We start from the raw sequence: 26,066 nt of genomic DNA on the forward strand, positions 1-26,066 counted from the left end.
CCCGTGCGCCAAGTCAATCAGCGCCAGTTGAGCCAGACGAGGTAGAGGGCGGAGAACACGATCCATGCCCCGCCAGCCGTCTTCAGTCTCCGTGCGCCGAGCCAGAGCGCGATCGGGCGCGCGAGGAAGGCCCCGAGCATGGCGCCGGGCGCGGCAAGCAGGACCACCTCCCACTGCACCGTGCCCTCCTCGACATGCCAGACCAGCCCGGTGATACAGCTGATCGAGGAGATAACGCAGGCCGTGCCCACGCACAGCACCATCGGGTAATGCCGCAGGAAGAGGTAGAAGGCGACCAGCTCGCCGATCCCGACCGAGAACAGCGCGGTGATTGCCCCGCCGGGGATCGCGATCAGGAGCAGCACGACAAGGTCGATTTTTGCTAGCTCGATGCGTTCGGGCGCGGTGCGGTTCACGGTCCAGGTGGCGACGATCAGCGCCAGGCCGAGCAGGATCGAGAAGCTCTTGTAGCCGAGCAGGACCGCATGCGCATCGAAGGCCAAGAGGCGCTGCGTCGCCAGCATCGCCGGCAGCGAGAGCGCCAGCACTGCACCGCAGACCAGCCAGTAGTCGCGCGGCCTCGCGCGCGCCTCGAGCGCGGCGGGCACATGCTGGTGATAGAGCCGGTCGGTCCATCGCAGCCCCCCGAGGCTCATTCCGAAGGCCTGGATGCCCATCGACACCGCGACCACTTGCAGCGGGTCGAGCGCCATGGTGCCAAGCTCGCGCAGCGCGTTGAACACCGGCACGAAGACAACTCCGCCGCCCGTTCCGCTGGCATTGGCGATGATCGCGCCGACGACGCCGACACCGGGCAGGAACCGCAACCGCTCGAGCAGAGCCGGGTCGCGTGGAACCAGCCACCACAGCGACGCATAGGCGGCAAGCAGCACCGCCCCGCCGATCAGGGCAAGGCGCGAGCTGTGCGCCAGGGTCGGCTGGACGCGGTTCAGTCTAGGTTGGGGCGAAGCCATCGTTCGGCGGTCGCCATATCGACCCCGCGCCGTCGCGCATAGTCTTCGAGCTGGTCGCGCCCGATCCGCGCGACGCCGAAATACTGCGCTTCGGGATGGCCGAAATAGAAGCCGCTGACCGCCGCGGTGGGATACATGGCGAAATTCTCGGTCAGCTTGATGCCGGTGTTCGCTTCGGCATCGAGCAGCTCGAAGAGAATCGGCTTGAGACTGTGGTCGGGGCAGGCAGGGTATCCGGGCGCCGGGCGGATGCCGCGATACTGTTCCTTGATCAGCGCTTCGTTGGTGAGCTGTTCCTGCGGCGCATAACCCCACAGATCGGTGCGGACATGCTGGTGGAGCCGCTCGGCGAAGGCCTCCGCGAAACGGTCGGCCAGCGCCTTCAGCAAGATGTCCGAATAATCGTCCTTGTCGGCGAGGAAGGCTTGCGAATGAGTCTCGATGCCGTGGATGCCGACCGCGAAACCGCCGATCCAATCACCCGCCGGGTCGATGAAATCGGCGAGACACATATTCGCCCGGTCGCGGCTTTTCTTCACCTGCTGGCGCAGGAAGGGCAGCACGGTATGCGTTTCGCCCTCGGCATCGTGGATGGTCACGTCGTCGCCATCGCGCGCGCAGGGCCAGAAGCCCGCAACGCCCTTGGCGGTGAGCCATTTCTCACCGACGATCCGGTCGAGCATGGCATCGGCATCGGCCTTCAGCTGGCGCGCGGTCTCCCCGACCACTTCGTCGTCGAGGATCTTGGGATAGGTGCCATGGAGTTCCCAAGCGCGGAAGAACGGCGTCCAGTCGATATACTCGCGCAGGTCGGCAAGATCCCAGTCGTCGAAAGCGTGGAGACCTGGCTTGAGCGGCGGCGCGGCCTTGTCGCTTAGATAGGCGTCGAAGAAATTCGCCCGCGCCTCCTCCAGGCTGAGCAGAACGCTCTGGGCTTTGCCTTCACGCGCCTCGCGGACCTTGACGTATTCTGTGGCGGTGCTCTCGACGAACTCGTCGCGCTGCGTGTCCGACAACAGACGGCTGGCCACGCCGACCGCGCGGCTCGCGTCTAGGACGTGGATTACCGGTCCGTCATAGGCCGGGTCGATCCGCAGCGCGGTGTGGACCTTGCTGGTCGTCGCCCCGCCAATCAGCAGCGGCATGGTGAGACCCGCCGCCTGCATTTCCTGTGCCACCGTGACCATCTCGTCGAGCGAAGGCGTGATGAGGCCCGACAGGCCGATCATGTCGGCGCCGTTCTCGTTCGCCGCCTGCAGGATCTGCGCCCAGGGCACCATGACGCCGAGGTCGATCACCTCGTAGCCATTGCACTGCAGCACCACGCCGACGATGTTCTTGCCGATATCGTGGACGTCGCCCTTGACCGTAGCCATCACGATCTTGCCCTTCGACTGGTCTGCCAGCCCGCTCGCTTCCTTCTCCGCCTCGATGAAGGGGATGAGATGCGCGACCGCCTTCTTCATCACGCGCGCCGATTTCACCACTTGGGGCAGGAACATCTTGCCGCTGCCGAACAGGTCGCCGACGACGTTCATGCCGTCCATCAGCGGGCCCTCGATGACCTCGATCGGGCGCCCTCCAGAGGCCGCGACCAGTTCGCGCGCTTCCTCGGTATCGTCGACCACATACGCGTCGATGCCCTTGACCAGCGCGTGTTCGAGACGGCGCTTCACGTCCCAGCCGCGCCATTCCTCGGCGGCCTTCTCGTCCGCCGCGCTCTTGCCGCGATAGCTTTCTGCAAGTTCGATCAGCCGCTCGGTCGCGTCCGGGCGGCGCATGAGGATCACGTCCTCGCAAGCCTCGCGCAGTTGCGGGTCGATCTGGTCGTAAACGTCGAGCTGGCCGGCGTTGACGATCGCCATGTCGAGCCCGGCGGGAATCGCGTGGTAGAGGAACACCGAGTGCATCGCGCGGCGCACGGTCTCGTTGCCGCGGAAGCTGAAGCTGAGGTTCGACAGGCCGCCGCTGGTCTTGGCATGCGGGCAGCGCTGCTTGATCTCCGCCACCGCCTCGATGAAGTCGAGCCCGTAGCGGTCGTGTTCCTCGATCCCCGTCGCGACGGCGAAGATGTTGGGGTCGAAGATGATGTCTTCTGGCGGGAAGCCGATCCCGGTCAGCAATTCGTAGGCGCGCGCGCAGATTTCGACCTTGCGCTCCTTGGTGTCGGCCTGGCCGGTCTCGTCGAAGGCCATGACGACCACCGCGGCGCCGTAATCCATGCATGTGCGGGCATGCTCGAGGAAGGGCTCCTCGCCTTCCTTCATGCTGATCGAATTGACGATCGGCTTGCCCGAGACGCATTTGAGCCCCGCCTCGATAACCTCGAATTTCGAGCTGTCGATCATCACCGGCACCCGCGCGATATCGGGTTCGGCAGCGATCAGCTTGAGGAAGGTGGTCATCGCCTTTTCGGCGTCGAGCAGACCCTCGTCCATATTGACGTCGATCACCTGCGCGCCGTTCTCCACCTGGTCGCGCGCGACCTCGACGGCCGATTCGTAGTCATCGTTGAGGATCAGCTTCTTGAACCGGGCCGAGCCGGTAACATTGGTGCGTTCGCCGATATTGACGAAACGGGCAGTGGTCAGGTCGGACATAAATCAGGCAGCAATCGTAAAGGGTTCAAGACCGGCAAGGCGCATATCGGGGGCGATGTTCGGCACTTTGCGCGGGGGCACACCGGCAACCTTTTTCGCAATGGCCGCGATATGTGCGGGCGTAGAGCCGCAGCAGCCGCCAAGTGCGTTGACACGGCCATTGTCGGCCCAGACGCGGATCAGCGCCGCAGTGGTCTCGGGGAGTTCGTCATACTCGCCGAGATCGTTGGGCAGCCCCGCATTGGGATAGGCCATCAGATAGGTGTCGGCTATGTCCGACAGGATCTGGACATGCGGCCGCAGCTGCTCCGCCCCGAAGCTGCAATTGAGCCCGATCGTCAGCGGCTGGGCATGGCGCACCGTGTACCAGAAGGCCTCGACCGTATGGCCTGACAAGTTGCGGCCCGACAGGTCGGTGAGGGTCAGCGAGATCATCAGCGGGATGTCGCGACCGAGTTCGCGCTCAAGCTGCTTGACCGCCATGATCGCAGCCTTGCAGTTGAGCGTGTCGAAAACGGTCTCGATGAGGATGAAATCGGCTCCGCCCTCTACCAGCGCGCGCGCCTGTTCGACATAGACTTCCACGATCTCGTCATAGGTGACCTCGCGAAAACCCGGGTCCTCGACATCGGGCGAGAGCGAGAGAGTCTTGTTGGTCGGGCCCATCGCGCCCGCGACGAAGCGCGGCACGTCATCCTTCGCCGTTGCTTCGTCGATCGCCTCGCGGATGATGCGAGCGGCGGCGACATTGATCTCGTGGACGAGGTGTTCCGCGCCGTAATCGGCCTGGCTGATGCGGTTGGCGTTGAAGGTGTTGGTCGCCAGAATATGCGCACCGGCATCGATATAGCTGTCGCAGATGGCCCGGATGACCTGTGGCTGGGTCAGATTGACGAGGTCGTTGTTACCCTTCTGGTCCCGCTCCAGCCCGGTATCGCCAGCATAGTCTTGCGGCGCGAGTTTGGCGCGCTGGATCTCGGTGCCGTAGGGCCCATCCTTGATCAGTATCCGCCGCCCCGCGGCGGCTTCGAACTCTTGTCGCTTGGACATGTGCATCACGCTTTCGGGCGCAGGCCGAGCATATGGCAGATCGCATAGCTCAGCTCGGCGCGGTTGAGAGTGTAGAAGTGGAACTGGCGCACCCCGCCCGCATAGAGGCGGCGGCACAGTTCGGCGGCGATGGTCGCGCTCACCAGCTGGCGCGCCTCGGGCTTCTCGTCGAGCCCTTCGAACAATCCTTCCATCCATGACGGGATGGCGGTGCCGCATAGGCCGCTCATCCGCTGGACCGCGGCGAAACTCAGCACGGGCATCACACCGGGGACGATTTCGCCCGCGATGCCCGCCGCGGCCGCCTTGTCGCGGAAATCGAAGAAACACTGCGGGTCGAAGAAGAACTGCGTGATGGCCCGCGTCGCCCCGGCATCGAACTTGGCCTTGAGATTGTCGAGATCGGCCTGGCGGTCGGGCGAATCCGGATGCACCTCGGGATAGGCGGCGACCGAAATCTCGAAATCGGCGATCCGCTTCAATCCGGCGATCAGTTCGACAGCATTGGCATAGCCGCCGGGATGCGGGGTGTATTGCCCGCCGCCGTCGGGCGCATCGCCGCGCAGAGCGACGATGTGGCGGATGCCCTCGTCCCAATAGTGGCGCGCAATTTCATCGATCTGTTCGCGGGTCGCCTCGACGCAGGTCAGATGGGCCGCAGCGGGAATATGCGCCTCGTTCTGAATCCGGACGACCTGCTGGTGCGTGCGCTCGCGTGTCGTCCCACCCGCACCATAGGTGACGCTGGCAAAGCGCGGACCAAGCGGAGCGAGCGTTTCGACGCTGTGCCACAGCGTCTCGTTCATCTTTTCGTTCTTGGGCGGGAAGAACTCGAAACTCACCTCGATATCGCCCGGCAAGCCGGAGAAGAGCGGTGTCTCAAGCGCGCGGTGCGCTTCGCGCATCTGGTCCAACGTGGGGCTCACGAGGCTTCCTCTCTGTTTTCGCTGCGCCGCTGGGCCACCCATATCTTCACGACGAGTTCGCCATCGTCGAGGGCCACCGGTTCGTCGCCCGCAAAGCCGGCATCGGCCAACAACTCCGTCATCTGCCGATTTTCGAAACCAAGCCGGGCATGCGCGTGACGATCGCGCAGCTCTTCGTGCTGATGGGCCGCAAAATCGACGATCGCGATCCGCCCCTCGGGCCGCGTCACCCGGGCTGCCTCGGCGAGCGCCGAGCCCGGGTTCTGCGCGAAATGCAGTACCTGGTGGAACAGCACCGTATCAAAGCTGCCCGCCGCGAAGGGCAGCGAGGTGAAGTCGCCCTGCACCAGTTCGACCCGCTCGGTCGGCAGGTGTTGCAGCTTGGCCCGGGCCACCCGGAGCATGGCGAGGCTCTTGTCGAGCGCGACAATGCGCTCGGCACGTTCGGCGAAGAGTTCGGCCATCCGCCCGGTCCCGGTGCCTATGTCGAGCAGTCGACCGAGCGGCTGGCGCCCGAGAGCGTGGGCCAGTGCCGTCTCGACGGCCTCATCGGAGGAGTGCAATCGGCGCAATTCGTCCCAGTCATCCGCATGCTCGGCGAAATAGGCCTGCGCCTCGCTTTCGCGGTGCCGGCGGATTTCGGCGAGCTTCCGGCGATCCTGTTCGCATTCCTCAGCAAATTCGGGATCAGCGGCTTCGGCCTCGACCAACAGCGTCGCGAGCGCGGCGCAGATCGGCGGCGCCTCGCTGGCGTTGGCGCGCGCGCGAAGGAACACCCAGCTGCCCTCGCGCCGACGTTCGGCGAGGCCGGCGTCGCACAGGATGCCGATATGGCGCGAGACGCGCGGCTGGCTCTGCCCGAGCACCTGCGCCACCTCGCCCACCGCGAGCTCCATCGAGCCGAGCAGGCGCATGATCCTGAGGCGCGTCGGATCGGCCAGCGAGCGGAAAACGGTCTCGGTACGCATCGTGGGGAGAGCATATAAAGATATTTTTATATCTGTAAATCCATCTCGAACGCGTCCGGACGGCCTGCCCGCGCGACGAAAAACGCAGTCCAAACCGGATATTTACCAATCTGCGGAAAACTCGCCGCTTGATGGTCCGTCATCCGCCCGATCACGCCGCCGAGCGCGAGCGTTTTACCGAAGACCTGCTCGCCATCATGACGGTGGAGGAGAAGGTCGGCCAGATCGCGCTCGTCCCGGCTCCCGAAGGTGAGACCGCAGACGAGGCCCTGCACGACCGGGTGCGCCGCGGCCTCGTGGGCGGCCTTACCGGCACCTGCCCGGCCGACGAACTGGCCACGCTCCAGCGCCTCGCGATCGAGGAATCGCGGCTCGGCATCCCCCTGTTGGTGGTCGATGCGCCGGGACGCGGAAGCGCCGTCGTCATGCCCAGCCCCTTCGCGCTGGCAACCAGCTGGTCGCCCGAAATGGTCGAACGCACCGCGCGGCAGATCGCCGCCGAGGCCCGCGACCGGGGCAAGACCTGGCTGCTCGGTCCCGAGGTGGTGCTGAGCGGCGGAAGCAGCGAGGACGATCTCGCGTCCAGCTGGGGCGCCTCGGCAATGCTCGCTAGCCATCTTGCCTCGGCCATGGTGCGCGGACTGCAATTCTGGAACCAGGACGAAATCGGGGTACTCGCGTGCTTGCGAGTGGACGATCCCTCGTGGATCACGCGGCGCATCGACGAGCGATTTACGCAGAAGCTGCGGCTCGCGGCGCAGGTGCTGCGCGAAGCGGCCCCCGCCAGCGTCGCGCTCGGCTCCTTTCCCGCGACCGCGCCGGACAGTGGCGAAGCCGGCGAAGGCCCCAAACGGTCGATCGGTTGGCCGGGAGGCTTCGAAGGGATCGATCTCGCCGAATGGGCCGACATCGCCCGGGCGACCGGCCAGGACTCGGTCGAGGCGCCCTACGGTGGCCTCGCGGTGGAGCCCGTTCTCGAAGCTGTTGCGGATGGCCGGATTACCCCTCGGCAGCTCGACGATGTCGTCCGCCGGGTGATCGGGGCCAAATACGATCTCGGCCTGTTCCACACCGAGGCACCCCGCTCACCGCTCACTTCGACCGCCTCGGTCGAGGAAGCGCGCGTCGTTGCGCTCGACGCCGCACGCCATTCGATAGCCCTGCTGCGCAACGAGCCGGCGCTGCTGCCCCTCGACAGGGCCTTGGGCGAGATCCTGGTCGTCGGCCAGGCTGCGGCCGACCGCACCCTGCCCGTCGCCGGGGCGCAGGCCGAAGCAATCAGCCTGATCGACGGACTCGACGCGCTCGATGTGGCGCATCGCTATGTCGCCGGCCTCTCCCTGCACCATGATCAGAGCCAGCCGCGCAGCGACAAGCTCGTCGATGCGGACCGTATGGCGATCGGCATGGCAAGCGAGGCCGCGCGCCGCGCAGGGACAGTCATCGTCGTTCTTGGCGAGGTGGGGAAGCGCTGCGAGGCCGAGCGGACACTGATCGAGGCGCTGCAGGCGACCAATCCCAACATCGTCCTGGTGACGCTCGGCTCGCGCCCCGTAGATCCGGTGATCCGCGATTCGAAACTGCCCTGCATCCTGCATGCCGGCGGGCTCGGCAGCATGTCGGGCAAGGCCATCGCCGAGGTGCTCACAGGTGCCTTCGCACCGTGCGCTCGCCTACCGCTGGCGCTGCTCGACGATGCGGGCGTGGGCCTCTCGTTCGGCCATGGCCTCGGCTATTCGGACTTCGGCCTCGGCGAAACCACGGTGGAGCTGAGCCACGACCGCGTGGTCGTGAGCACCGTGCTCCACAATGTGGGACGCTGCGCGGGCACGGAAACGGTCCAGATCTATCTGCGCCGTCCGAGGGGCCGCGGCCAGGCGGCGTCCGAACTGGCCGATTTCCAGCGCATCACGCTCGCGGCGAGCGAAAGTCGCCGTCTGATGTTCGAAATCGGGGGTAGCCAGCTCGGCCGCTTCGAGCGCCACGGAGGTTTCGTCATCGATACCGGCGTCTACGAGGTTGCGGTCGGACTTAGCGAAGCGCGCGCGCATGCCTCGAGGCTCTCGCTTCCGCGCGCAGTCGCCGAAGCCATGAGCCGCAGTCTCACATCGGGCCCCCTCCCCGCACTGTTCGGCAAGATGCGCCACGCCGGATAGGGCGGACCGGCGCACGGCGCAGATTTCCGCGCAAGGCCATCCTCGATCTCGCCGAACGCCCTGGCAGGCTGCGGCATCGGGGGCTCGACGAGCTGACCCTCAAAGCGCGCCTGCGCTCGCCGGCACATGAGCGTGACCGGCGGCTAGAGCGGGACGAAACGCACCGCGAAGCCCCCGCCCGGCGCCATCCGGAGGTCGAGCGTTTCGCCCGCCCTTACCTCGCGCTGCTCGATCACGATGTCGAACCGCGTCGGCCCCTCGAAGTTCGACGTCGCGGCATCGCGATAGATCTCGGCGCGATAACGCTTACCCGGATCGAGGAAGTCGAGCTTGATCGGCGTCTCGCGCGCCTCGGCATCGGTGCCGCCGCCGAGATACCATTCCTCGCTGCCCCGATCCTTGCGCGCCGTGACGACGTAATCGCCCACTTCGGCAGCGAGAATCCGACTTTCCGCCCAGTCGGTCGGTACGTCCTTGATGAACTGGAAGGCGCCAGCATGCTCGGCATAGTGTTCGGGCAGGTCGGCGGCCATCTGGATCGGCGAATAGACGAGAACGTATTCGGCAAGCGCGCGCGCCATCGTCATCTGCAGCGGCTGGCCACGCCCCTCGAGGCTGAGGATACCCGGCGTATAGTCCATCGGGCCCGACAGCAGGCGGGTGAAGACCATCGTCGGCACATGGTCCGGCCCGTTGGGCGGCGAACCCCAGGCGTTGAATTCCATGCCCCGCGCACCTTCGCGGGCGACCCAATTGGGATAGGTGCGGCGCAGGCCGGTATCCTTGACCGGCTCGTGCGGGTTGATCGCGATGTGCCGCTTGGCCGCCTCGGTCACGACCTTGAGGTGGTGGCGCTGCATCACCTGGCTTTCGGTGCATTCGCGCGTCTCGCTGCCGTCCTCATGAACGTAGCGCAGGTTGCACGCATCGGTGACATAGCCGCTCTTGATCGTCTTCACGCCGCGCGCGGCCATCAGGTCGAGCCCGGCTTCGAGCTGGGTCTCGTAATTGCCGACATCGCCGCTGGTCTCATGGTGGCCGATGATCGGCACGCCCTTTTCGGCGGCGTAACGCGCCAGTTCTTCGAAATCGTAGTCGGGATAGGCCTCGGTGAAGCTGAATTCATTGCCGTTGAAGAACCAGTTGCCGTCCCAGCCGATATTCCAGCCTTCGACCAGCACGCCTTCGAAGCCGTTCTCCGCGGCGAAATCGATATAGCGCTTCACATTGGCGGTGTTGGCACCGTGCTTCGGCCCCGAACCCCAGCTCTCTTCATCGAGGTGGAGCGACCACCAGACGCCGACATATTTGTGCGGCTTGAACCAGCTGACGTCGCCAAGCTTGTTGGGCTCGTTGAGATTGAGCTCGACAAGGCTCTCTGCCAGTCCCGCCGCATCGTCCGAGACCCGAATCGTGCGCCACGGCGTGGCGAAGGGCACCTCGCGCGTGGCGCGTGCGGCGCCCGATCCGGTGGGCGCGAGCGTGGCCCGGAAATGCGTGCCCGTCGTCCGCTTGACCCACATGCCCGCGAAATCGACCAGCTCCGCCTCGTGGATCGCGACATGCGTGCCGTTCTCCAAGCGGAAGGTCAGCGGCGTGTGTGCGACCGAGACCGCATCGATCGGCGTTTCTTCGTAGAGATATTCGTAGCGGTTCCACTCGCCGCCCGGAATCCACCATGCAGTGCCGTTCTGCGCCAGGTTGAATTCGGTGAGCTCGTCGGCGACGTTAATCGTCTCGCCCATGCTTTTGTCGTCGAACACGTAGCGGAAGGCCACGGCGTCGTCGAAGACGCGGAAGACGACGCCGAAGCGGCGATGCACCTCGCTGTCCTCTTCGAAGCGGACCGTCAGCTCGTTGTGATGATCGCGGACGTAGCGCTGCTCGCCCCAGGGCTGTTCCCAGGTCTCGTCATGACTTTCGCGCTTGGCGCCGACGACCTTCAGGCGCCGCTCGAGCTTGTCCTGGTCGGTCAGCAGGAAACCGAGACGGCTCTCGGTCAGCACCGCTTCGCCGCGCTTGTCGACACGGTAGAAGGGGCGCCCCTCGCCATTGACGTCGACCGTGACCGTGATCGCTCCGTCAGGCGAGGTGACGGTTTCCTCGGCGAGCGCCGGCGCGGCGGAGAACAGCGCGAGGGCGGCAAGAATGCGGGCAGGTTTCACAGTTCGATCACCAGAGCACTGAAGGGGGGCAGGCTTGACGGCGTGGCAGCGTTGGTCGCGGCGAGGACGTTGCCGGTTGCAAGGTCGGCGGGCGGTGTCACCTCGAAGGAGCCGAGATTGAACAGGCAGCGGACATGCTGTCCCTCGCCCGCGCGTTCGATCACGAAGAGATCGCCGACGCTTTCGCAACGCGCCACCGCGCCGTGATGCAGCGCCGGATTGGCACGCCGCAGAGCGATCATGGCGCGGGTGTGGTGGAGCAGGGATTCCGCGCCGCCCTCCTGCGCCTCGACCGAACGTTCGGCGTTCTCTTCACCTACCGGGAGCCATGGCTCGCCAGACGTAAAGCCACAGTGCCGGGCGTCCGCTTCCCACGGCATCGGGGTGCGCGCACCGTCGCGGCTTAACGTGAGAGGCCAATTGGCGATCGCCTCGGGATCGTGGAGCTGGTCGAAGGGAATATCGACCTGCGTCAGGCCCAGTTCCTCGCCGTAATAGAGAATGATGTTGCCGCGCAGGCAGGCAAGCAGCGTCATCTTCATCCGCGCGGCGCGGTCGCGGTGCTCGGGCAGCCACCAGCGGCTCACCGCACGCGGTGCATCGTGGTTCTCGAAGGCCCAGCTCGGCCAGCCCACGCCGTCCTCGTCGGGCCATTCGGCAAGCGCAGCGCAGATCGCGCCGGGGGTCAGCCTTTCGGCATAGAGAAAATTGAAACCATAGGCCGAATTGAGATGCGTCTCGCCCGCGGTGAAGGCTTTCATTTCGGCCTCAGCCTCGTCGCCGCCCACTTCGGCGACGGTGAAGACGCCGTCGTATTCGTCGGTCAGCGCGCGGATCCGCTCGATGAAAGCCGGGATGTCGGGATGCGACATGTTGTATTTCTTGAGCTGGAAATCGAACGGCCGCGTGCGCAGCCTGTCGGTCGCCGGCGCGGGCGGATTGTCGCGCAATTCGGGGTCGTGCATCGCGAAGTTCAGCGCGTCGATGCGGAAGCCGTCGACGCCGCGATCGAGCCAGAAGCGCATAACGTCCAGAATGGCGTCCTGCACGGCGCGATTGTGCATGTTGAGCTGCGGCTGCGAGCTGAGGAAGTTGTGCAGGTAATACTGCCCGCGCCTCGCATCCCACGTCCACGCGGGGCCGCCGAATACGGACTGCCAGTTCGACGGTGGCGACCCGTCAGGCTTGGCGTCGGCCCAGACATACCAATCGCTTTTCGGATTGCTCCTGTCGGAGCGGCTTTCGGCAAACCACGGATGCTCGTCCGAGGTGTGCGAATAGACCTGGTCGATGAGAACCTTGAGGCCGAGTTCGTGCGCGCGGGCAACCAGTGCGTCGAAATCGGCCAGCGTCCCGAAGATCGGATCGACGTCGCAATAGTCCGACACGTCGTAGCCGAAATCCTTCATCGGCGAGGTGAAGAATGGCGAGATCCAGATCGCATCGACGCCTAGGCTTGCGACGTGCGGCAGGCGCCGGGTGATGCCCGGCAGGTCGCCGATCCCGTCGCCGTTCGAGTCCTGGAAGCTGCGCGGATAGATCTGGTAGATCGCCGCGCCCTTCCACCAGGGGCTCGCGACTGTGACACCGGTACGCTTCGTCTGTGGATCGGCGCGGTTCATTCGGCCGTCTCCGAGACGCGGCACAGCGCCCAGCCGAAGGCGGGCAGCGTGAAGGCCGCGCTGCCCGGTGCCGTCACCGCCGCCGGGCAGGTGCCGGCGAGCGTCTCGAAGCTGCGCGCGTCGTAGCCCAGCGCGACATTCGCGGCGCGCTCCTCGCCCAAAGTGTTGAACACGGCGAGATATTCGGCGCCGCTTTCGGGATCGAAACGGCTCACCGCGAAGATGCCCGCTTCCTGTTCGTAGTGACGGACCACCTGGCGTCCGCGGGTCAGTGCCGGATGCTCCCGGCGGATGGCGCTGAACTCGGCGATCAGCCGGAACAGCGGATGGTTCTCGTCGAAATTGCTCGCTGCCGTGGTCGCATCGGTGCCGATCAGCGCGTTGTCGTTGTAGACCGCGGTCCTCGAGGGCATCATGTCCTCGCGCGCCAGCTGGTCGCCGCCGTCGCCGACGAAGCCTTGCTCGTCGCCGTAATAGATCACCGGGCTGCCGCGCAGCGTCAGCATCATGGCATGGCCGAGCATGACCCGGGCGAGCAGTTCCTCCTGCGAGATGTCGGGCTTGTCGGCTTTGATCAGCGTCGAAAAGCGCCCCATGTCGTGATTGCCGAGGAAGGTCGGCAGCGCTCGCGCCGCATCCTCGCCGCCCTCATAGAGCACATCCCCGTCGAACATATGCGCGAGGACCACCGTACCCTGGTCGCGCCCCAGCAAGTCGCGCATCGCCGCCTGGAAGGCGAAATCGAGCACCGCGGGCAGCATATCGCGGCGGGTGTATTGCGCGATGTAGCCGCTGTCGGGCACGTCCTTGTAGACCTCGCCGAACATGTGGAAGTTCGGGATTCCGTTCTCGTGCGCGACCTCTTCCAGCGCCGGGACGAAGGCCTGCCAGAAGCCCGGATCGACATGCCGCGCGGTATCGATGCGGAAGCCGTCGACGCCGAAATCGCGCACCCAGCTGGCAAAGATATCGATCATCCCGGCGCGCACGCGCGGGTGCTCGGTGAAAAGGTCGTCGAGCCCGGAGAAGTCGCCGAAACGGCTGTCCTCTCCGGTGAAGCTGCTGTTGCCGCGATTGTGGTAATAGATCGGATCGTTGAGCCAGGCGGGGACCTTGACGTCCTTCTCTGCCGCCGGAACGACCGGCTCGTAGGCATAGTTCGGATCGACCAGCCCGGCGAAATTCTCCACCGAACTGTCCTCGTCGCCCCTGAAGTCCGGATTGATCGGCGCGCCATCGGGAGTGCCGCGGGTCGAATAGGGATAGTCGCCCTTGCTGCGGTACTCGTAATTGGTCGCGTCGCCATCGGCGTAGGTAATCACGTCGGCGGTGTGGTTGGTGATGATGTCCATATAGACCTTCATCCCCCGCGCATGCGCCGCATCGACGAAGGCCTTGAACTCCGCGCGCGTGCCGAAATGGCTGTCGGGACGCGTGAAATCGGTCACCCAATAGCCGTGATAGCCCGCGCTCTCCTGTCCGTCCGGGCCCTGCACCGGCTTGTTCTGGAAGATCGGCGCGAACCAGATCGCGGTAACGCCGAGGCGTTCGAGATAGTCGAGCCGCTCGGTCAGCCCCTTGAGGTCGCCGCCGTGGAAGAAGCCCTTGGCAGCAGGGTCGTAGCCCGTCTTCAGACGATCGCCCTTGAAGCCGCCCTTGTCGTTCGCCTTGTCGCCGTTCTCGAAACGGTCCGGGAGGACGAAATAGACGATCTCCTCGGACGGTTCGCGGGCGCGGAAGCTGGTGTCGCCCGCCCCCTTCTGCGCATGCGCACATGTGGCGATCGCCATGGCGGCGAGCGGCATGGCCAGCAGGGCGGACTTCAGTTTACTCACGTTTCTACTCCTTCGGGCTCGGCCATCGCGCGGGCCAGGATATCCATGTGCGAAGGCAGGCGTCTGACATCGTCGAGCGCCGCCTGTTCGAGCACGGCCAGGAATTCGCGCAGCTTCGTTTCGGGCAGCGCGTCGGCCATCGCGTTCCAATTGTCTGGTTCGATCCCCTGCCCGACGAACACTTGGAGCCAGCCGTCCTCGGTGAAGAGCTCTTCGTGCACCTGGCGGAAGACGCCATTGCCGCGGAACTGGTCGATCTTGGCCGCCAGCGTGTCGGGAATCTCCATCGCCCGGCAACGGTCCCAGAAGGGTTCGCCGGTGCGGCCGTTCGCCTTGTAGTGGAGGATCAGGAAGTCGCGGATGCGCTCCTGCTCGAAATTGGCGGCGCGGTTGAATTCGTCGCGCACGGCAGGATCGACATCGCCGCGCGGCAGCATGGTCAGGAACCGCGTGATGCTCGCCTGGATCATGTGGATGCTGGTCGATTCGAGCGGCTCCATGAACCCGCTCGACAGGCCCACCGCGAGGCAATTTGCGACCCATTGCTTGCGCCGCTTGCCGGTCACGAAGCGCAAGGGGCGCGGGTCGCCCAGCGCCTCGCCATCGAGATGGGCAAGCAGCATGTGAGCGGCGTCCTCGTCCGACAGGAATTCGCTGCAATAGACGAGGCCGTTGCCGATGCGGTGTTGCAGGGGGATGCGCCATTGCCAGCCCGCCTCGCGCGCGATCGATCGCGTATAAGGGGTCAGCCCGCCAGCGGGCGCGCAAGGCACCGCCATTGCCCGGTCGCAAGGCAACCAGTGGCTCCAATCGTCGTAGCCTGCGGCCAGTTCCTGCTCGATCAGCAGCCCGCGAAAGCCGGTGCAGTCGATGAAGAAATCGCCCGCGACTTCGGTGCCGTCGCCCAGAACGATCGCGGCAATGTCGCCGCTCTCGCCATGGCGCGTGACGCGTTCGACCGTGCCTTCGCGGCGGGTCACGCCGCGTGCCTCGGCATAGCGCCGGAGGAAACCGGCATAGAGGCCCGCATCGAAGTGATAGGCGTAGGGCACCGCCGGGCCGCGCCCGCCGTCCGGCGCGCGCATCGTCCGCGCGGCAATCTCGTTGACCGAATAATGCGCGAGCGGCTTGGCGAAACCCGCGCTCCAGGCACGCGCCCAGTGGTCCTTGAAATGCACCAGGCCGAGCGGTCGACCGATCGGGCCGAAGGCATGCATATATTGCCCATCGGGCGTGCCCCAGCCTTCGAAGGCAATCCCGAGCTTGAGCGATCCTCGGGTCTCGCGCAGGAACTCGGTCTCGTCGATGCCCAGCGCGTCGTTGAAGGTGCGGATCGCGGGAATGGTCGCCTCGCCGACACCGATGGTGCGAATAGCGTCGCTTTCGACCAGCGCTATGCGATGGCCCGGCGGGACGAAGCGGGCCAGCGCGGCCGCGCTCATCCAGCCGGCGGTCCCGCCGCCGACGATGACGATTGTATAGCCGTTCTCGTCAGCCATGCTTGCTGTCTCCTCGCGGGTCGGACCGCTTCTGTGCGGTCGGGCGAGTGAAGCCGGTCCCGTTCTTCGGATCAATCCGCGAGAGCGGGGAGGCCACAGTGGCGTCCCCGCTCCCCCGGCACATCGTCAGAACTTGTAGTTGAACCCGGCCATGAAGCGGCGGCCATAGGTCTGATAGTCGATCACCTGACGCGGGTCGCCCGGGTTGGTGGTCACGAAGGGCTCGTCGGTCAGGTTCTGGCCCTGAAGGAAGAGCGACAGACCTTCGAGCGGCGACCCGTCCTGGAAATCATAGCCGATCTGCGCATCGATGATGGTTTCCGGCGCCGCGCGACGACGCACGCGGTTCGCCGCGAAGCCTGAAACCTCGCCGACGAAGGTCGAGCGGTAGCGGATCGAGGCGCGGGCGTTGAAGCCCCATTTCTCGAAGAAGGCGGTGCCGTTGGCGACCCACTTCGAATAGCCCGGAAGGTCTTCCGAGGGCGCACCCGGCGTCGGCGAGATCTTGGTCTTGGTGTAGGAGACACCGCCGGTGATGCCGAAGCCGTCGAGCGCAGCCGTGAAGGTTTCGAAGGGCAGCGTGCCCGCCACTTCGACACCGTAGAGGCTGCCGCCTTCGCCGTTGATCGGAATGTTCAGGACCGCGGTCGGCGCGATGACGATGTCCTCGCCCGGCGAAGCCAGTGCCAGATCCGAAGTCGGGATGACCACGTCCTGGTTGTAGATGTAGCTCTTGAGGTCCTTGTAGAAGAACTGCGCGGCAAGGTAGCCCTTGTTGCCGAAGTACTTCTCGAAGGTCAGGTCGAATGCATTGGCGAGCCACGGGCGCAGGTTCGGATTGCCCGAACTTCCGGTAACCGCCGCCACCGTCGTGCCGTTGGGCAGCGTGACGAACTGGTAGCCGAAGCTCAGCGAGTTGCGCATGTCGTCCATCCGCGGGCGGATGATCTCGCGCGCCGCGGCGGCGCGGACCACGAAACCGCTGTCGAAACGCAGCGACAGGTTCAGGCTGGGCAGCCAGTTGGTGTAGCTCGTGCTGAACTTCTGGAACTGCGCGCCGATGTTGGGTGCACAGGGTTCGCCCGCCGCCGCACAGCCTTCGGGGACATCCAGCTGGCCAAGGTAGACGGCGGTTGCGCCGCTCGAGTTCTGGTCGGTGATGGCGGCCTGGACGCCGATGTTGCCGGTCAGTTCGGCCCCGCCCAGCTGCGACGCGATGTTGAGCTGCACATAGGGCGTCAGCAGCTTTTCGTTCACCGAATAGCTTTTCACGACCACGTCGCCATAGGCGTTGGGCACCAGCTTGTAGATACCCGCATCCAGCAGATCGAGCGGGTTGTAGCTGATCACCGGACCGAGACCGAGGTAGGTCAGGTCGGTGGTCCCGAGGCGGAACTGCTCGGGCACCTGGACGCTGGTCAGCCCGTCGGTATTGGCGACGAGGCCGAGGAAATATTCGTCGGGTACCAGCGACTTGCTGCGATCGGTGAAGTTGACGCCGGCCTGCAGGCTGCGGAAGAAATTGCCGTTGAATTCCTTCTCGACCTCCATCCGGGCCTGCCAGATCGTGTCCTTGATGATGCGGTTGTTGTAGTAGCCGTCCTGCCCGCCGAGGATCGAATCCCCGTTCGGCGCGATCTGGTTGCCGCCCCAGCCCTGCGGCGAGGTGAGCAGCATGGTGTTGAAATTGCCGTAGTCGAGCATCGGGCTGAAGACCGTGCCCTGCGGCCCGCTCTGGAAGCCGATATTGTCGGTCGCGCCGATGCTGCCCCGACCCGTGCCCCAGTTGCTTTCGAGGCTCAGCTCGTTGCGGTCGGTCTTCGAGTAGCTGAGGTCGAGCATGGCGTTCCAGCCGTCGTCGCCTTCGTATTCGGTGTTCCAGCCGAACGAATAGAGCTTCGCCTTGCGCTGGAAGACGTCGCTGCGGCCGACGCCCTTGACGCCGTTGAACTGGCCGGCGGTGACGAAGCCATTCTCGACCGTGGTGTCGGGCTGGAGCACCGCGCCCGACCAATAGAGCGGCAGCTCGATGCCGCGCTTGATCTGGTCGTCCTTGAAGTCCGAATAGAACGCGTCGAGCGTCGAGGTGACGGTCGGCGAGATCTCGAACTGCAGCGTGCCGTTGAGGCCGAGGCGGGTCAGCTGGGTCGAGGTGACGTAGGACTTCGAGCCGCCGATGACGAAATCGCCATCGCCCGTGGTCGGATAGCCCCAGGCGTTGAATTCCTGGATCTGGTAAGGCTCATCGACATAGCTCGCGCCGAGCGAGAGACCGATCTTGTTGTCGGCGAACTGGGTCACGATGAGGCCGTTGACGCGGTAGCCCATGTCGTTGGATTCGACGTTCAGCTTGCCCAGATCGGCATAGCTTCCGCGCGCGCCGATCGAGAAGATCGTCTTGCCCGCATCGAGCGGGCGGATCGTACGCAGGTCGACCGTGCCCGAGAGGCCCTGGCCGACAAGGCTCGCCATCGGGGTCTTGTAGACATTGACCTGGTTGATGACTTCGGCTGGGTACTGGTCGTATTCGACCGCGCGGTTGTCGCCGGTGGTGGTCTGTTCGCGGCCGTTGAGCAGCGTGGTCGAGAAGTCGGGCGAGAAGCCGCGAATGCTGATCGAGTTCGAACGGCCCGAGAGGCGCTGCGAGGTCAGGCCCGGCAGGCGTGCGATCGATTCCGCGATCGAGGCGTCGGGCAGCTTGCCGATGTCCTCGGCCGAAACCGACTCGACGACCAGGTCCGACCGGCGCTTCTCGGCAACGGCGTTTTCGAGCGAGGCGCGATAGCCCGACACGATGATGACATTGCCGTCGGTGGTTTCGGCGGTCTCCGTCGCCTCGTCGGTATCCTCGTCCTGCGCGAAGGCAGGGGTGGCCATGCTGCCCAGCGCCACGGCGAAGGCCGACAGGCTGATGGTAGCAGAAAAGGTCTTGCGAATTGCCATTTCAGTTCACTCCCCGAGAGGCCCGACTCCTTCGCTGGTCGCCTGGGCCGCAGTCCTAATCCCCACAGGCGACGACCGCGTCGATGCGCCTGTATTGCGCGCTGCATAAGTCCCGATCGGGAAGTCGCGGAAGAGAGCATACGTATGTGATTGCGCGGCAACGCCTGGCGCGGCAATTTTGCCATACTAGCCCGAAAAGCGCGGAATCCCTCGCCGAACAGGGGCTTGGCGTTGCCTAACTGCCCACGCGTTCCTATGCAGGGGGCGAGAGAGCACGGGCTTGCCCGAGCGGGAGAGAGTGATGGGTCGAAAGCCGACGGGTCGGCCGACCAGTTTCGATATCGCCTATGCGGCCGGGGTTTCGCAGCCGACCGTCAGCCGCGCGCTCCGCGGCGACAAGTCGGTCAGCGCCAAGACCCGCGCGCGGATCGAGGAAATCGCCCGCGATCTCAACTACACGGTCGACAAGAACGCTTCCTCGCTGCGCAGCCAGCGCTCGAACACCATCGCCCTGCTGTTCTTCGAGGACCCGACGCCCGACGAGAGCATGATCAACCCCTTCTTCCTCGCCATGCTCGGCTCGATCACGCGCGCCTGTGCCGACCGGGGGCTCGACCTGCTGATCTCGTTCCAGCGGATGGAGGACGACTGGCACGTCCAGTACCAGGACAGCCACCGCGCCGATGGGCTCATCCTGCTCGGCTATGGCGACTACACCAAATATCGCGAGCGGATGGAGCAGCTCGTGCGACAGGGCACGCATTTCGCCCGCTGGGGATCGGTCTCGAGCGACGCGAGCGGGGTGACGATCGGCACCGACAACGTCGCCGCGGGCCGCCTCGCCGGCGAGCATCTGATCGACCGTGGCCGGCGGCGGATCGCCTTCCTCGGCCATGCCGACGATCACTATCCCGAATTCGCCGGGCGCTATCGCGGGCTGGTCGAGGCGCTCGATAACGCCGGCATCAAAGCCGATCCGAAACTCCGCTTCAACGCCCTGACGACCGAGGAGGAAGGCCATGCCGCGGCCCGCGCGCTGATCGACAGCGGACAGGCCTTCGATGCCATCTTCGCCGCCAGCGACCTCATCGCGATCGGCGCGATGCGCGCGCTCGCCGAAGCGGGCCGGGCCGTACCGCAAGACGTCGCGGTGGTCGGGTTCGACGACATTCCCGCCGCCAGCCTGACCACCCCGCCGCTGACCACGGTGATGCAGGATATCCGCCGCGCCGGCGAGGCGCTGGTCGAGACGCTCATGGCGCAGATCGAGGGCGGCGAGTTGCCGCCGCGCAAGCTCCCCGGCCGCCTCATCGTGCGCGGCTCCACCGGCCCGGCGCGCTAAAAGGGCGTATTCGTATGCGCACTTGGCGAAGGCGCGCGAGCATGCGAGCGTCGGCCACTTGCAAGACCTGACCGGGCGCAAAGACCCGCACAGGCTGGGACGAGGAATTTCGCATGAGTGAGGCGCTGCGGCAGAAACCGCGCCAGAATTTCGCCGGGCTGGCCAATATCAGCTTCGGCTTCTTCGGCATCCAGATCGGCTTCGTGCTGCAGAATTCGAATATGAGCCGGATCTTCCAGACGGTCGGCGCCTCGCTCGACGACCTGCCCGCGCTGTGGGTCGCGGCGCCGCTGACGGGCCTGATCGTCCAGCCGATCATCGGCCATCTGTCCGACCGGACCTGGAACCGCTTCGGCCGCCGGCGGCCCTATTTCATGACCGGCGCGGTGCTCGCTGCGATCGCGCTGCTGCTGATGCCGCTCGCCCCCGCCTTCGGCGCCCCGCTCATCTTCGCAGCGGCGCTGCTGTGGATGCTCGATGCGAGCCTCAACATCTCGATGGAGCCCTTCCGCGCCTTCGTTGGCGACATGCTCGACAAGTCGCAGCACGCGACGGGCTACGCGGTGCAGACCGCCTTCATCGGTGCGGGCGCGGTCGTCGCGGCGATCTTCCCCTGGCTGCTCGAGCACTTCGGGGTGAGCAATGTCGCCCCGGCGGGCGAGATACCCGACACCGTCCGCTGGAGCTTCTGGGCCGGCGCCGCCGCGCTGTTCGCCGCGATCGGCTGGACCGTGGTCACCACGAAGGAATACAGCCCCGAGGACATGGCCGCCTTCGAGGCCGAGCGCAAAACCGAAGAGGGCCACAGCGTCCGCGCGCTGGCGGCCAAGACCTATCTCTCCGCCGGCATCTGGATGGTGCTCGGCCTGGCGGTGATCCTCTCGGTCGCCCCGCTCGGGCTGGAGAAGGAAATCCTCCTGCTCGGCGGCCTGCTCCTCGCCTACGGCCTCCTCAGTGCGCTGGCGATTGCGATGGCGAAACAGGGACGCCACGCCAACATGCTCTCCAGCATCGTCGGCGATTTCAGCGGCATGCCCGACACGATGAAGCGGCTGGCGCTGGTCCAGTTCTTCAGTTGGTCCTCGCTGTTCATCATGTGGATCTATTCGGGCCCGATCGTCTCGCAATATTTCTACGGCAGCGCCGATCCGACCACCCCCGCCTACAACGCCGGCGCCAATTGGTGGAACCTCATCTACACGGTCCAGAACGGCGTTGCGGCGGTCGCGGCGCTGGTACTGCTGCCGTTCCTGTCACGGCGGATCGGCAAGGCGCGCACGCACATGACCTGCCTGCTGCTCGGCGCGCTCGGCTTCCTCGGCTATTTCGTGCTGCGCGATCCGCAGCTGCTGATCCTGTGCGAAGTGCTCAAGGGCATCGCCTGGGCCAGCATCCTGGCCATGCCCTACGCCATCCTCGCCAGCAGCCTGCCGCAGGCGAAGCTCGGCATCTACATGGGCCTGTTCAACATCTTCATCGTCGTCCCGCAGCTGCTGGTGGCGACGGTCATGGGCAGCGTGATGAACGCCTTCTTCCCGGCCGATCCGATCTGGACGATGCTGTTCGCCGCGGCGAGCTGGGCGCTGGCGGGCCTCGCCATGCTGCGCGTGACGATACCGGGAGAAACCGCCGATGCGTAAGATCCTCGCCGGGCTGGCAGGCGCCGCCCTCATCGCCAGCGCCTCACCGGTCGTCGCCAAAGAAACCGTCACAACGGGCTGGGAACCGCGCGACAAGGTCATCATCACCCATCCCGAATGGTCGCGCGACGCGGTGCTCTACCAGATCAACACCCGCCAGTTCACTGCGGAAGGGACATTCAAGGCCGCGCAGGCGCAGCTTCCGCGCCTGAAGGCGCTGGGCGTCGACGTGCTCTGGCTGATGCCGATCCATCCGATCGGCAAGGAGAACCGCAAGGGTAGCCTCGGCAGCCCTTATTCGGTGCAGGACTATTACGCGGTGAACCCCGAATTCGGCACGAAGGAGGACTTCCGCGCCTTCGTCCAGGCCGCGCATGCCCAAGGCTTCCACGTCATCCTCGACCTCGTCGCCAACCACACCGCCTGGGACAACGCCCTCGCGAAGCAGCACCCCGACTGGTACGAGAAGGACTGGAAGGGCAACTTCCGCCCCACCCCTTGGTGGGACTGGTCGGACATCATCGATCTCGACTGGTCGCAGCCCGGCGTGCGCGCGCATGTCGGCGGGGCGATGGAATATTGGGTGCGCGAATTCGGCGTCGACGGCTACCGCGCCGATGTCGCCGGCTATGTTCCACTCGATTTCTGGGAAACCGCTCGCGAACGCCTGGAGAAGATCCGGCCAGTCTTCATGCTCGGCGAAGTGCAGCAGACGGCCTACCATTTCGCCGCCTTCGACGCGACCTATGCCTGGGACTGGCACAACACGTCCAAGAACGTCGCGCATGGCCAAGGCGATGCGACCAGCTTCTACGGCTATTACGCCGAGAACGAGAGCCTGTGGCCGAGGAAGGCCATGCGCCTGACCTATATCGAGAACCACGATTCGAACGCCTGGGAAGGCACGATGGCGGAGAATTACGGCCCCGCGCTCGATGCGATGACCGCGCTCGCCTTCACTGGCGAGGGCCTGCCTCTGGTCCACAACGGGATGGAAGCGTGCAATGCCAAACGGCTCGCCTTCTTCGAGAAGGACCCGATCGACTGGAGCCAGGGCGAAGATTGCACCTACGGCACGCTGCTCAAGGATTTGATCGCTTTCCGCAAGGCCAACCCCGCTCTCGCCAACGGGCAATGGGGCGCGGTGATGCAGAAGCTCGAAACCGACAAACCGCAACAGGTCCTCGCCTGGACGCGTGCGAAAGGCGACGACAAGGTCGTGGGCCTGTTCAACTTCTCTGACCGGCCGGTCAGCGTAACGCCGACCAGCGCGCTGGCCGACGGCAGCTATACCGAATTCGCCAGCGGAGAGCCGGTCACCATCGCCAAGGGTACCGCCGTCGCGCTGCCCGCCTGGGGCTATCTGCTGCTGTCTTCCGGGAAATAGCGCAAGGTCAGCCGACCAGCCGCCCATCCTCGAAATTGAGCACCCGGTCGCACCAGGCGATGGTCGACGAGCGGTGCGCGATCACCAGAATCGTCACCGCAGGATCGATCTTCCGGATCGCTTCGACAACCTCGGTCTCGGTCTGGCTGTCGAGCGCGCTGGTTGCCTCGTCGAAGACCAATACATCGGCCTGTTTGTAGAGCGCACGGGCGATGCCGATACGCTGCTTCTGCCCGCCCGACAGGCGCACGCCGTCCTCCCCCACATGCGTATCGAGACCTTCGGGGAGTTCGGCGATGAACGCTGCGAGCGAGGCCCCTTCGACGGCACGCGCAAGCCGATCCTCGTCGACATCGGCGGGTGTGGCGCAGAAGGCGATGTTCTCGCGGATCGAACTGTCGGCCAGGTAGGGCTGCTGCGCCACATGTCCCACGCGCAACCGCCAGGCGGGAAGATTGTCCGCATCGAGCGCAACCCCATCGACCAGTATCCGGCCGGCGGACGGATCGAGCAGGCCGAGCACGAGATCGGCGAAGGTGCTCTTCCCGCCACCGCTCTTGCCGGCAATGCCGATCCTGGCCCCTTTGGCGATGGTCAGATCGATCCCGGCGAGGGCGGGCCTGCCGCGCCCCGGATAGGCGAAGGCAACACCGGTGAAGCGGATTTCACGATCGAACGGCAGCGGGGCGGCCGGCGGTGGCGCCGCATCAACCGGCAGTTTTAGCTTGTCGATGACATCCTGTAGCGAATGGTGATCGCCGCGGATTCCGGCCCAGCCCGAATAGCTGGCCTGAACCGCGGGAAGCAGTTTCTGGATGCCGAGGATCATCCCTCCGAGAACCGGGATCGTCGCTGTCAGGCCAGGCCCTGCGCTGGCGAGATAATAGGTCAAGCCGACAATCACGAGGATAACTGCCGTTTCGACGATGTAGCGCGGCACCATGCCGATGATCGAGGCATGCGCGCGAGCATCGAGAATGGTCCGATCGAGTTCGCGGAACCGTTGCACGAAATGCGCCTGGGTGCGGCCGAGCAGGACATCGCGCACCGATCCGAGTGCTTCCTGCAATGTCTGGACCCGTCGCGCCTGCAAGCCCGCGATCTGAGCGCTCTTGTGACGCAGCGCCCCCGTCACGAACGCCGCGATGGCGAGATAGGCGGCACAGATTCCGCCGAGCGCGATCAGCGCGATGAATGGCTGGATTGCCACCAGCGTGACCAACACCGCCATTGCAGTGATCACATGCGAGACGATCTGGATGACTGGTGCGATCGTTCGTATTGTGATCGACTTGACCTTGTTGACCGTGGCGATCAGCTCGCTGCCGCTCTTCTGCAGATGGTAGGAATAGGGCTGTGCCAGCGTGTTGGCGAACACCTGGGCCGCCAGATCCTGCGAGGTGCGGAACACGAAGCGCTGGCTCAGCCAGTAGAGTACGACCTTCACCGCCGCAGCCACGATTGCCGATCCCACAACGGCCGCCGAGGCGATGGCAAAACGGTCAGGTCCTGCTAGGTGCGAAAGTCGCTCGAGCGCAAAACGGACAAGATAATGGCCCGACTGGCCGGCATCGCCGGAAATGAGGGCGAGGAAGGGAAGTAGCGCGCCGATGGTCACGATGTCGGCCAGCGCGACCACTCCGCTGAGCAGCAGGATCAGCCGGAGCTCGCGTTTGCGCACGGGCGGCAGAAACCGATGGAGTTCGCGCAGATCGCGATAGATCGTCCGCCCACGGCGCGACCCGGACCTGGCAACGGGGCCTCGATTGGCTGAGAAATCGTCCATCTGGCCGAGGGTTCTAGGTCGGAACCCGTGCGGGTTGAATACCCCAGACCGAGGGGGTCACCTTGAAGTTGAGGAGGAAGTCGAGCCACAGGCCGATCTGGCCGGTGAAGCTGGTGCGATAGAGGCCCGCTCTATGCAGGACTTTCATCCGGGTCAGGACATTGGGGCAGGTGTCGAGCACTCGGCACTGGTCGACGACCTCCTTCGCCTCGTCGGTCAGCAGGTCGCGCCACTCGTCGAGCAGCGCGATGCTCGCCATCATCCGTCCGCGAAGCTTGCCCCGGCGCAGGCGCTCGAACCTGCTCCGACGAGGCCTGTAGAAGGGCGGGATTCGCGCGCCGATCGCATTGTCCTGGTGCTGCCGCCAATCGACCGTGGGTTCACTGCTCAGGTGGAAGCGACCGCCCGTGCCTTCGATGATGAGATACAGCCAGTGATCGTGCGGGAATGGGCCGATGCTGGCTGCCGTATCCGCGAGCAGGGCGAAACCCTCCCGGTTCGTCACCATGGTGTGACCCGACGCGATGTTCTGGATCACCGCATTGCGAATGCCCGGACCGCCGCGACGGCGTGGCGCCTGCCCAAGCGAGCGGCCCTGCGCGTCGATCAGCGCCGAAGCGCTGCCGAAGGCGAAGGGTCGGGTCGCATCGCCGAGCGCACAGGCCTCGACGGCGCGTTGCAGCTTGTCGGCGTGCCAGATGTCGTCCTGATCGCAAAAGGCGTAGAAGTCGGCATCGCGCGGCGCCTGCTCGATGAGGTGACGGAAGTTCCTCGCAAAGCCCATTCCGGGCCCGGAAATGATCTCGAACCGCCCCTTGGTCCACCGGCTCCGCGCCCGCTCGAGCAGGATCAGCGTATCGTCGTCCGAGCCGTCGTCCGAGGCGAGGATGTGGATTTGCCCGAGGGTCTGCCGTTCGAGCGACTCGATCTGCTCCTCGAGGAAGCGCGCGCCGTTGAGCGTGGCCAGCAATATCTGGAATGAACCCCTACCTGCACGCACTGTGGCACCGCCTCCCCTCACAACACCATCTTTCGCTACGAATGGGTTTTTTGGCAACTGGGCAAACACCTCGTGCACACTGTCTCGGCAGAAATTTGTCTTGCTTCACGGATGATTGGCAGGGCGCTCAATGCGGATTAGGGTCCGGGCAACCTCCATCCGGATTGCGAAAG

General features: G+C 65.3%; 16 protein-coding genes. 4 read left to right on the forward strand and 12 right to left on the reverse strand.

Features of this window, described 5'->3' with window-relative positions; all coding sequences use genetic code 11:
• Positions 1–17 precede the first annotated feature (17 nt).
• Genes K3181_RS12695 through K3181_RS12715 form a run of 5 tightly spaced genes read right to left on the reverse strand, consistent with a single transcriptional unit; the run spans position 18 to position 6,518 of the window.
• Positions 18–974 (reverse strand): sulfite exporter TauE/SafE family protein, encoded by a 957-nt coding sequence (locus tag K3181_RS12695; RefSeq protein ID WP_221603450.1) that lies wholly within the window; start codon positions 972–974, stop codon positions 18–20.
• Positions 950–3,574, reverse strand: coding sequence for a methionine synthase (gene metH, locus K3181_RS12700; RefSeq protein ID WP_221603451.1), 2,625 nt, complete (start codon positions 3,572–3,574; stop codon positions 950–952). Before metH ends, K3181_RS12695 begins: the two co-directional genes overlap by 25 nt.
• Positions 3,575–3,577: 3 nt before the next feature.
• A complete protein-coding gene (locus tag K3181_RS12705; protein ID WP_221603452.1) occupies positions 3,578–4,624 on the reverse strand; it encodes a homocysteine S-methyltransferase family protein in 1,047 nt (348 codons plus the stop codon).
• Positions 4,625–4,629: 5 nt separating this feature from the next.
• Entirely contained in the window at positions 4,630–5,529 is a 900-nt protein-coding gene (gene metF, locus K3181_RS12710; protein ID WP_247715143.1) for a methylenetetrahydrofolate reductase [NAD(P)H], read from the reverse strand.
• Between the two features lie 17 nt (positions 5,530–5,546).
• The gene (locus K3181_RS12715) at positions 5,547–6,518 is read right to left on the reverse strand and encodes an ArsR/SmtB family transcription factor (protein WP_221603454.1); all 972 of its coding nucleotides are present in this window, start codon (positions 6,516–6,518) and stop codon (positions 5,547–5,549) included.
• A 131-nt stretch (positions 6,519–6,649) separates the two neighbouring features.
• On the opposite strand from K3181_RS12715, the gene K3181_RS12720 reads away from it, so the two are divergent.
• The gene (locus K3181_RS12720) at positions 6,650–8,674 is read left to right on the forward strand and encodes a glycoside hydrolase family 3 C-terminal domain-containing protein (RefSeq protein WP_221603455.1); all 2,025 of its coding nucleotides are present in this window, start codon (positions 6,650–6,652) and stop codon (positions 8,672–8,674) included.
• 143 nt (positions 8,675–8,817) lie between these two features.
• Here the strand turns inward: K3181_RS12720 and K3181_RS12725 are convergent, their stop codons facing one another.
• The 5 genes from K3181_RS12725 to K3181_RS12745 all read right to left on the reverse strand — a co-directional run bounded on the left by K3181_RS12725 (position 8,818) and on the right by K3181_RS12745 (position 18,738).
• Entirely contained in the window at positions 8,818–10,839 is a 2,022-nt protein-coding gene (locus K3181_RS12725; protein WP_221603456.1) for a glycoside hydrolase family 97 protein, read from the reverse strand.
• The gene (locus K3181_RS12730) at positions 10,836–12,461 is read right to left on the reverse strand and encodes an alpha-amylase family glycosyl hydrolase (protein WP_221603457.1); all 1,626 of its coding nucleotides are present in this window, start codon (positions 12,459–12,461) and stop codon (positions 10,836–10,838) included. Before K3181_RS12730 ends, K3181_RS12725 begins: the two co-directional genes overlap by 4 nt.
• Positions 12,458–14,266 (reverse strand): alpha-amylase family glycosyl hydrolase, encoded by a 1,809-nt coding sequence (locus K3181_RS12735; RefSeq protein ID WP_425594553.1) that lies wholly within the window; start codon positions 14,264–14,266, stop codon positions 12,458–12,460. The genes K3181_RS12730 and K3181_RS12735 overlap by 4 nt, the downstream gene beginning before the upstream one ends.
• A 26-nt stretch (positions 14,267–14,292) precedes the next feature.
• Positions 14,293–15,795, reverse strand: a complete 1,503-nt coding sequence (locus tag K3181_RS12740; protein ID WP_221603458.1) for a tryptophan halogenase family protein — start codon at positions 15,793–15,795, stop codon at positions 14,293–14,295.
• A 126-nt stretch (positions 15,796–15,921) separates the two neighbouring features.
• On the reverse strand, positions 15,922–18,738 hold the full coding sequence (locus tag K3181_RS12745) for a TonB-dependent receptor (protein WP_221603459.1): 2,817 nt from the start codon (positions 18,736–18,738) through the stop codon (positions 15,922–15,924).
• Between the two features lie 301 nt (positions 18,739–19,039).
• On the opposite strand from K3181_RS12745, the gene K3181_RS12750 reads away from it, so the two are divergent.
• From K3181_RS12750 to K3181_RS12760, 3 genes are all read left to right on the forward strand, one after another.
• Complete coding sequence (locus K3181_RS12750; RefSeq protein WP_221603460.1) at positions 19,040–20,080, forward strand: LacI family DNA-binding transcriptional regulator; 1,041 nt, start codon at positions 19,040–19,042, stop codon at positions 20,078–20,080.
• A gap of 113 nt (positions 20,081–20,193) precedes the next feature.
• Positions 20,194–21,720 carry an MFS transporter gene (locus K3181_RS12755; RefSeq protein ID WP_221603461.1) on the forward strand — a complete coding sequence of 509 codons (1,527 nt, stop codon included), beginning with the start codon at positions 20,194–20,196 and terminating at the stop codon, positions 21,718–21,720.
• Entirely contained in the window at positions 21,713–23,107 is a 1,395-nt protein-coding gene (locus tag K3181_RS12760; RefSeq protein WP_221603462.1) for an alpha-amylase family glycosyl hydrolase, read from the forward strand. The genes K3181_RS12755 and K3181_RS12760 overlap by 8 nt, the downstream gene beginning before the upstream one ends.
• A gap of 7 nt (positions 23,108–23,114) precedes the next feature.
• On the opposite strand, the gene K3181_RS12765 is transcribed toward K3181_RS12760, so the two are convergent.
• The gene (locus K3181_RS12765; protein WP_221603463.1) at positions 23,115–24,788 is read right to left on the reverse strand and encodes an ABC transporter ATP-binding protein; all 1,674 of its coding nucleotides are present in this window, start codon (positions 24,786–24,788) and stop codon (positions 23,115–23,117) included.
• A gap of 118 nt (positions 24,789–24,906) precedes the next feature.
• Complete coding sequence (locus tag K3181_RS12770; RefSeq protein WP_221603464.1) at positions 24,907–25,893, reverse strand: glycosyltransferase; 987 nt, start codon at positions 25,891–25,893, stop codon at positions 24,907–24,909.
• Positions 25,894–26,066 lie beyond the last annotated feature (173 nt).

This window comes from Qipengyuania mesophila, from assembly GCF_019711655.1.
GTDB lineage: Bacteria > Pseudomonadota > Alphaproteobacteria > Sphingomonadales > Sphingomonadaceae > Qipengyuania > Qipengyuania mesophila.

What these genes read in the sequence shown, in the direction of transcription:
- K3181_RS12695 (WP_221603450.1), bottom strand. Translation starts at nt 974, where the DNA reads ATGGCTTCGCCCCAACCTAGACTGAACCGCGTCCAGCCGACCCTGGCG.
- metH (WP_221603451.1), bottom strand. Translation starts at nt 3,574, where the DNA reads ATGTCCGACCTGACCACTGCCCGTTTCGTCAATATCGGCGAACGCACC.
- K3181_RS12705 (WP_221603452.1), bottom strand. Translation starts at nt 4,624, where the DNA reads ATGTCCAAGCGACAAGAGTTCGAAGCCGCCGCGGGGCGGCGGATACTG.
- metF (WP_247715143.1), bottom strand. Translation starts at nt 5,529, where the DNA reads ATGCGCGAAGCGCACCGCGCGCTTGAGACACCGCTCTTCTCCGGCTTG.
- K3181_RS12715 (WP_221603454.1), bottom strand. Translation starts at nt 6,518, where the DNA reads ATGCGTACCGAGACCGTTTTCCGCTCGCTGGCCGATCCGACGCGCCTC.
- K3181_RS12720 (WP_221603455.1), top strand. Translation starts at nt 6,650, where the DNA reads ATGGTCCGTCATCCGCCCGATCACGCCGCCGAGCGCGAGCGTTTTACC.
- K3181_RS12730 (WP_221603457.1), bottom strand. Translation starts at nt 12,461, where the DNA reads ATGAACCGCGCCGATCCACAGACGAAGCGTACCGGTGTCACAGTCGCG.
- K3181_RS12735 (WP_425594553.1), bottom strand. Translation starts at nt 14,266, where the DNA reads ATGCCGCTCGCCGCCATGGCGATCGCCACATGTGCGCATGCGCAGAAG.
- K3181_RS12740 (WP_221603458.1), bottom strand. Translation starts at nt 15,795, where the DNA reads ATGGCTGACGAGAACGGCTATACAATCGTCATCGTCGGCGGCGGGACC.
- K3181_RS12745 (WP_221603459.1), bottom strand. Translation starts at nt 18,738, where the DNA reads ATGGCAATTCGCAAGACCTTTTCTGCTACCATCAGCCTGTCGGCCTTC.
- K3181_RS12750 (WP_221603460.1), top strand. Translation starts at nt 19,040, where the DNA reads ATGGGTCGAAAGCCGACGGGTCGGCCGACCAGTTTCGATATCGCCTAT.
- K3181_RS12755 (WP_221603461.1), top strand. Translation starts at nt 20,194, where the DNA reads ATGAGTGAGGCGCTGCGGCAGAAACCGCGCCAGAATTTCGCCGGGCTG.
- K3181_RS12760 (WP_221603462.1), top strand. Translation starts at nt 21,713, where the DNA reads ATGCGTAAGATCCTCGCCGGGCTGGCAGGCGCCGCCCTCATCGCCAGC.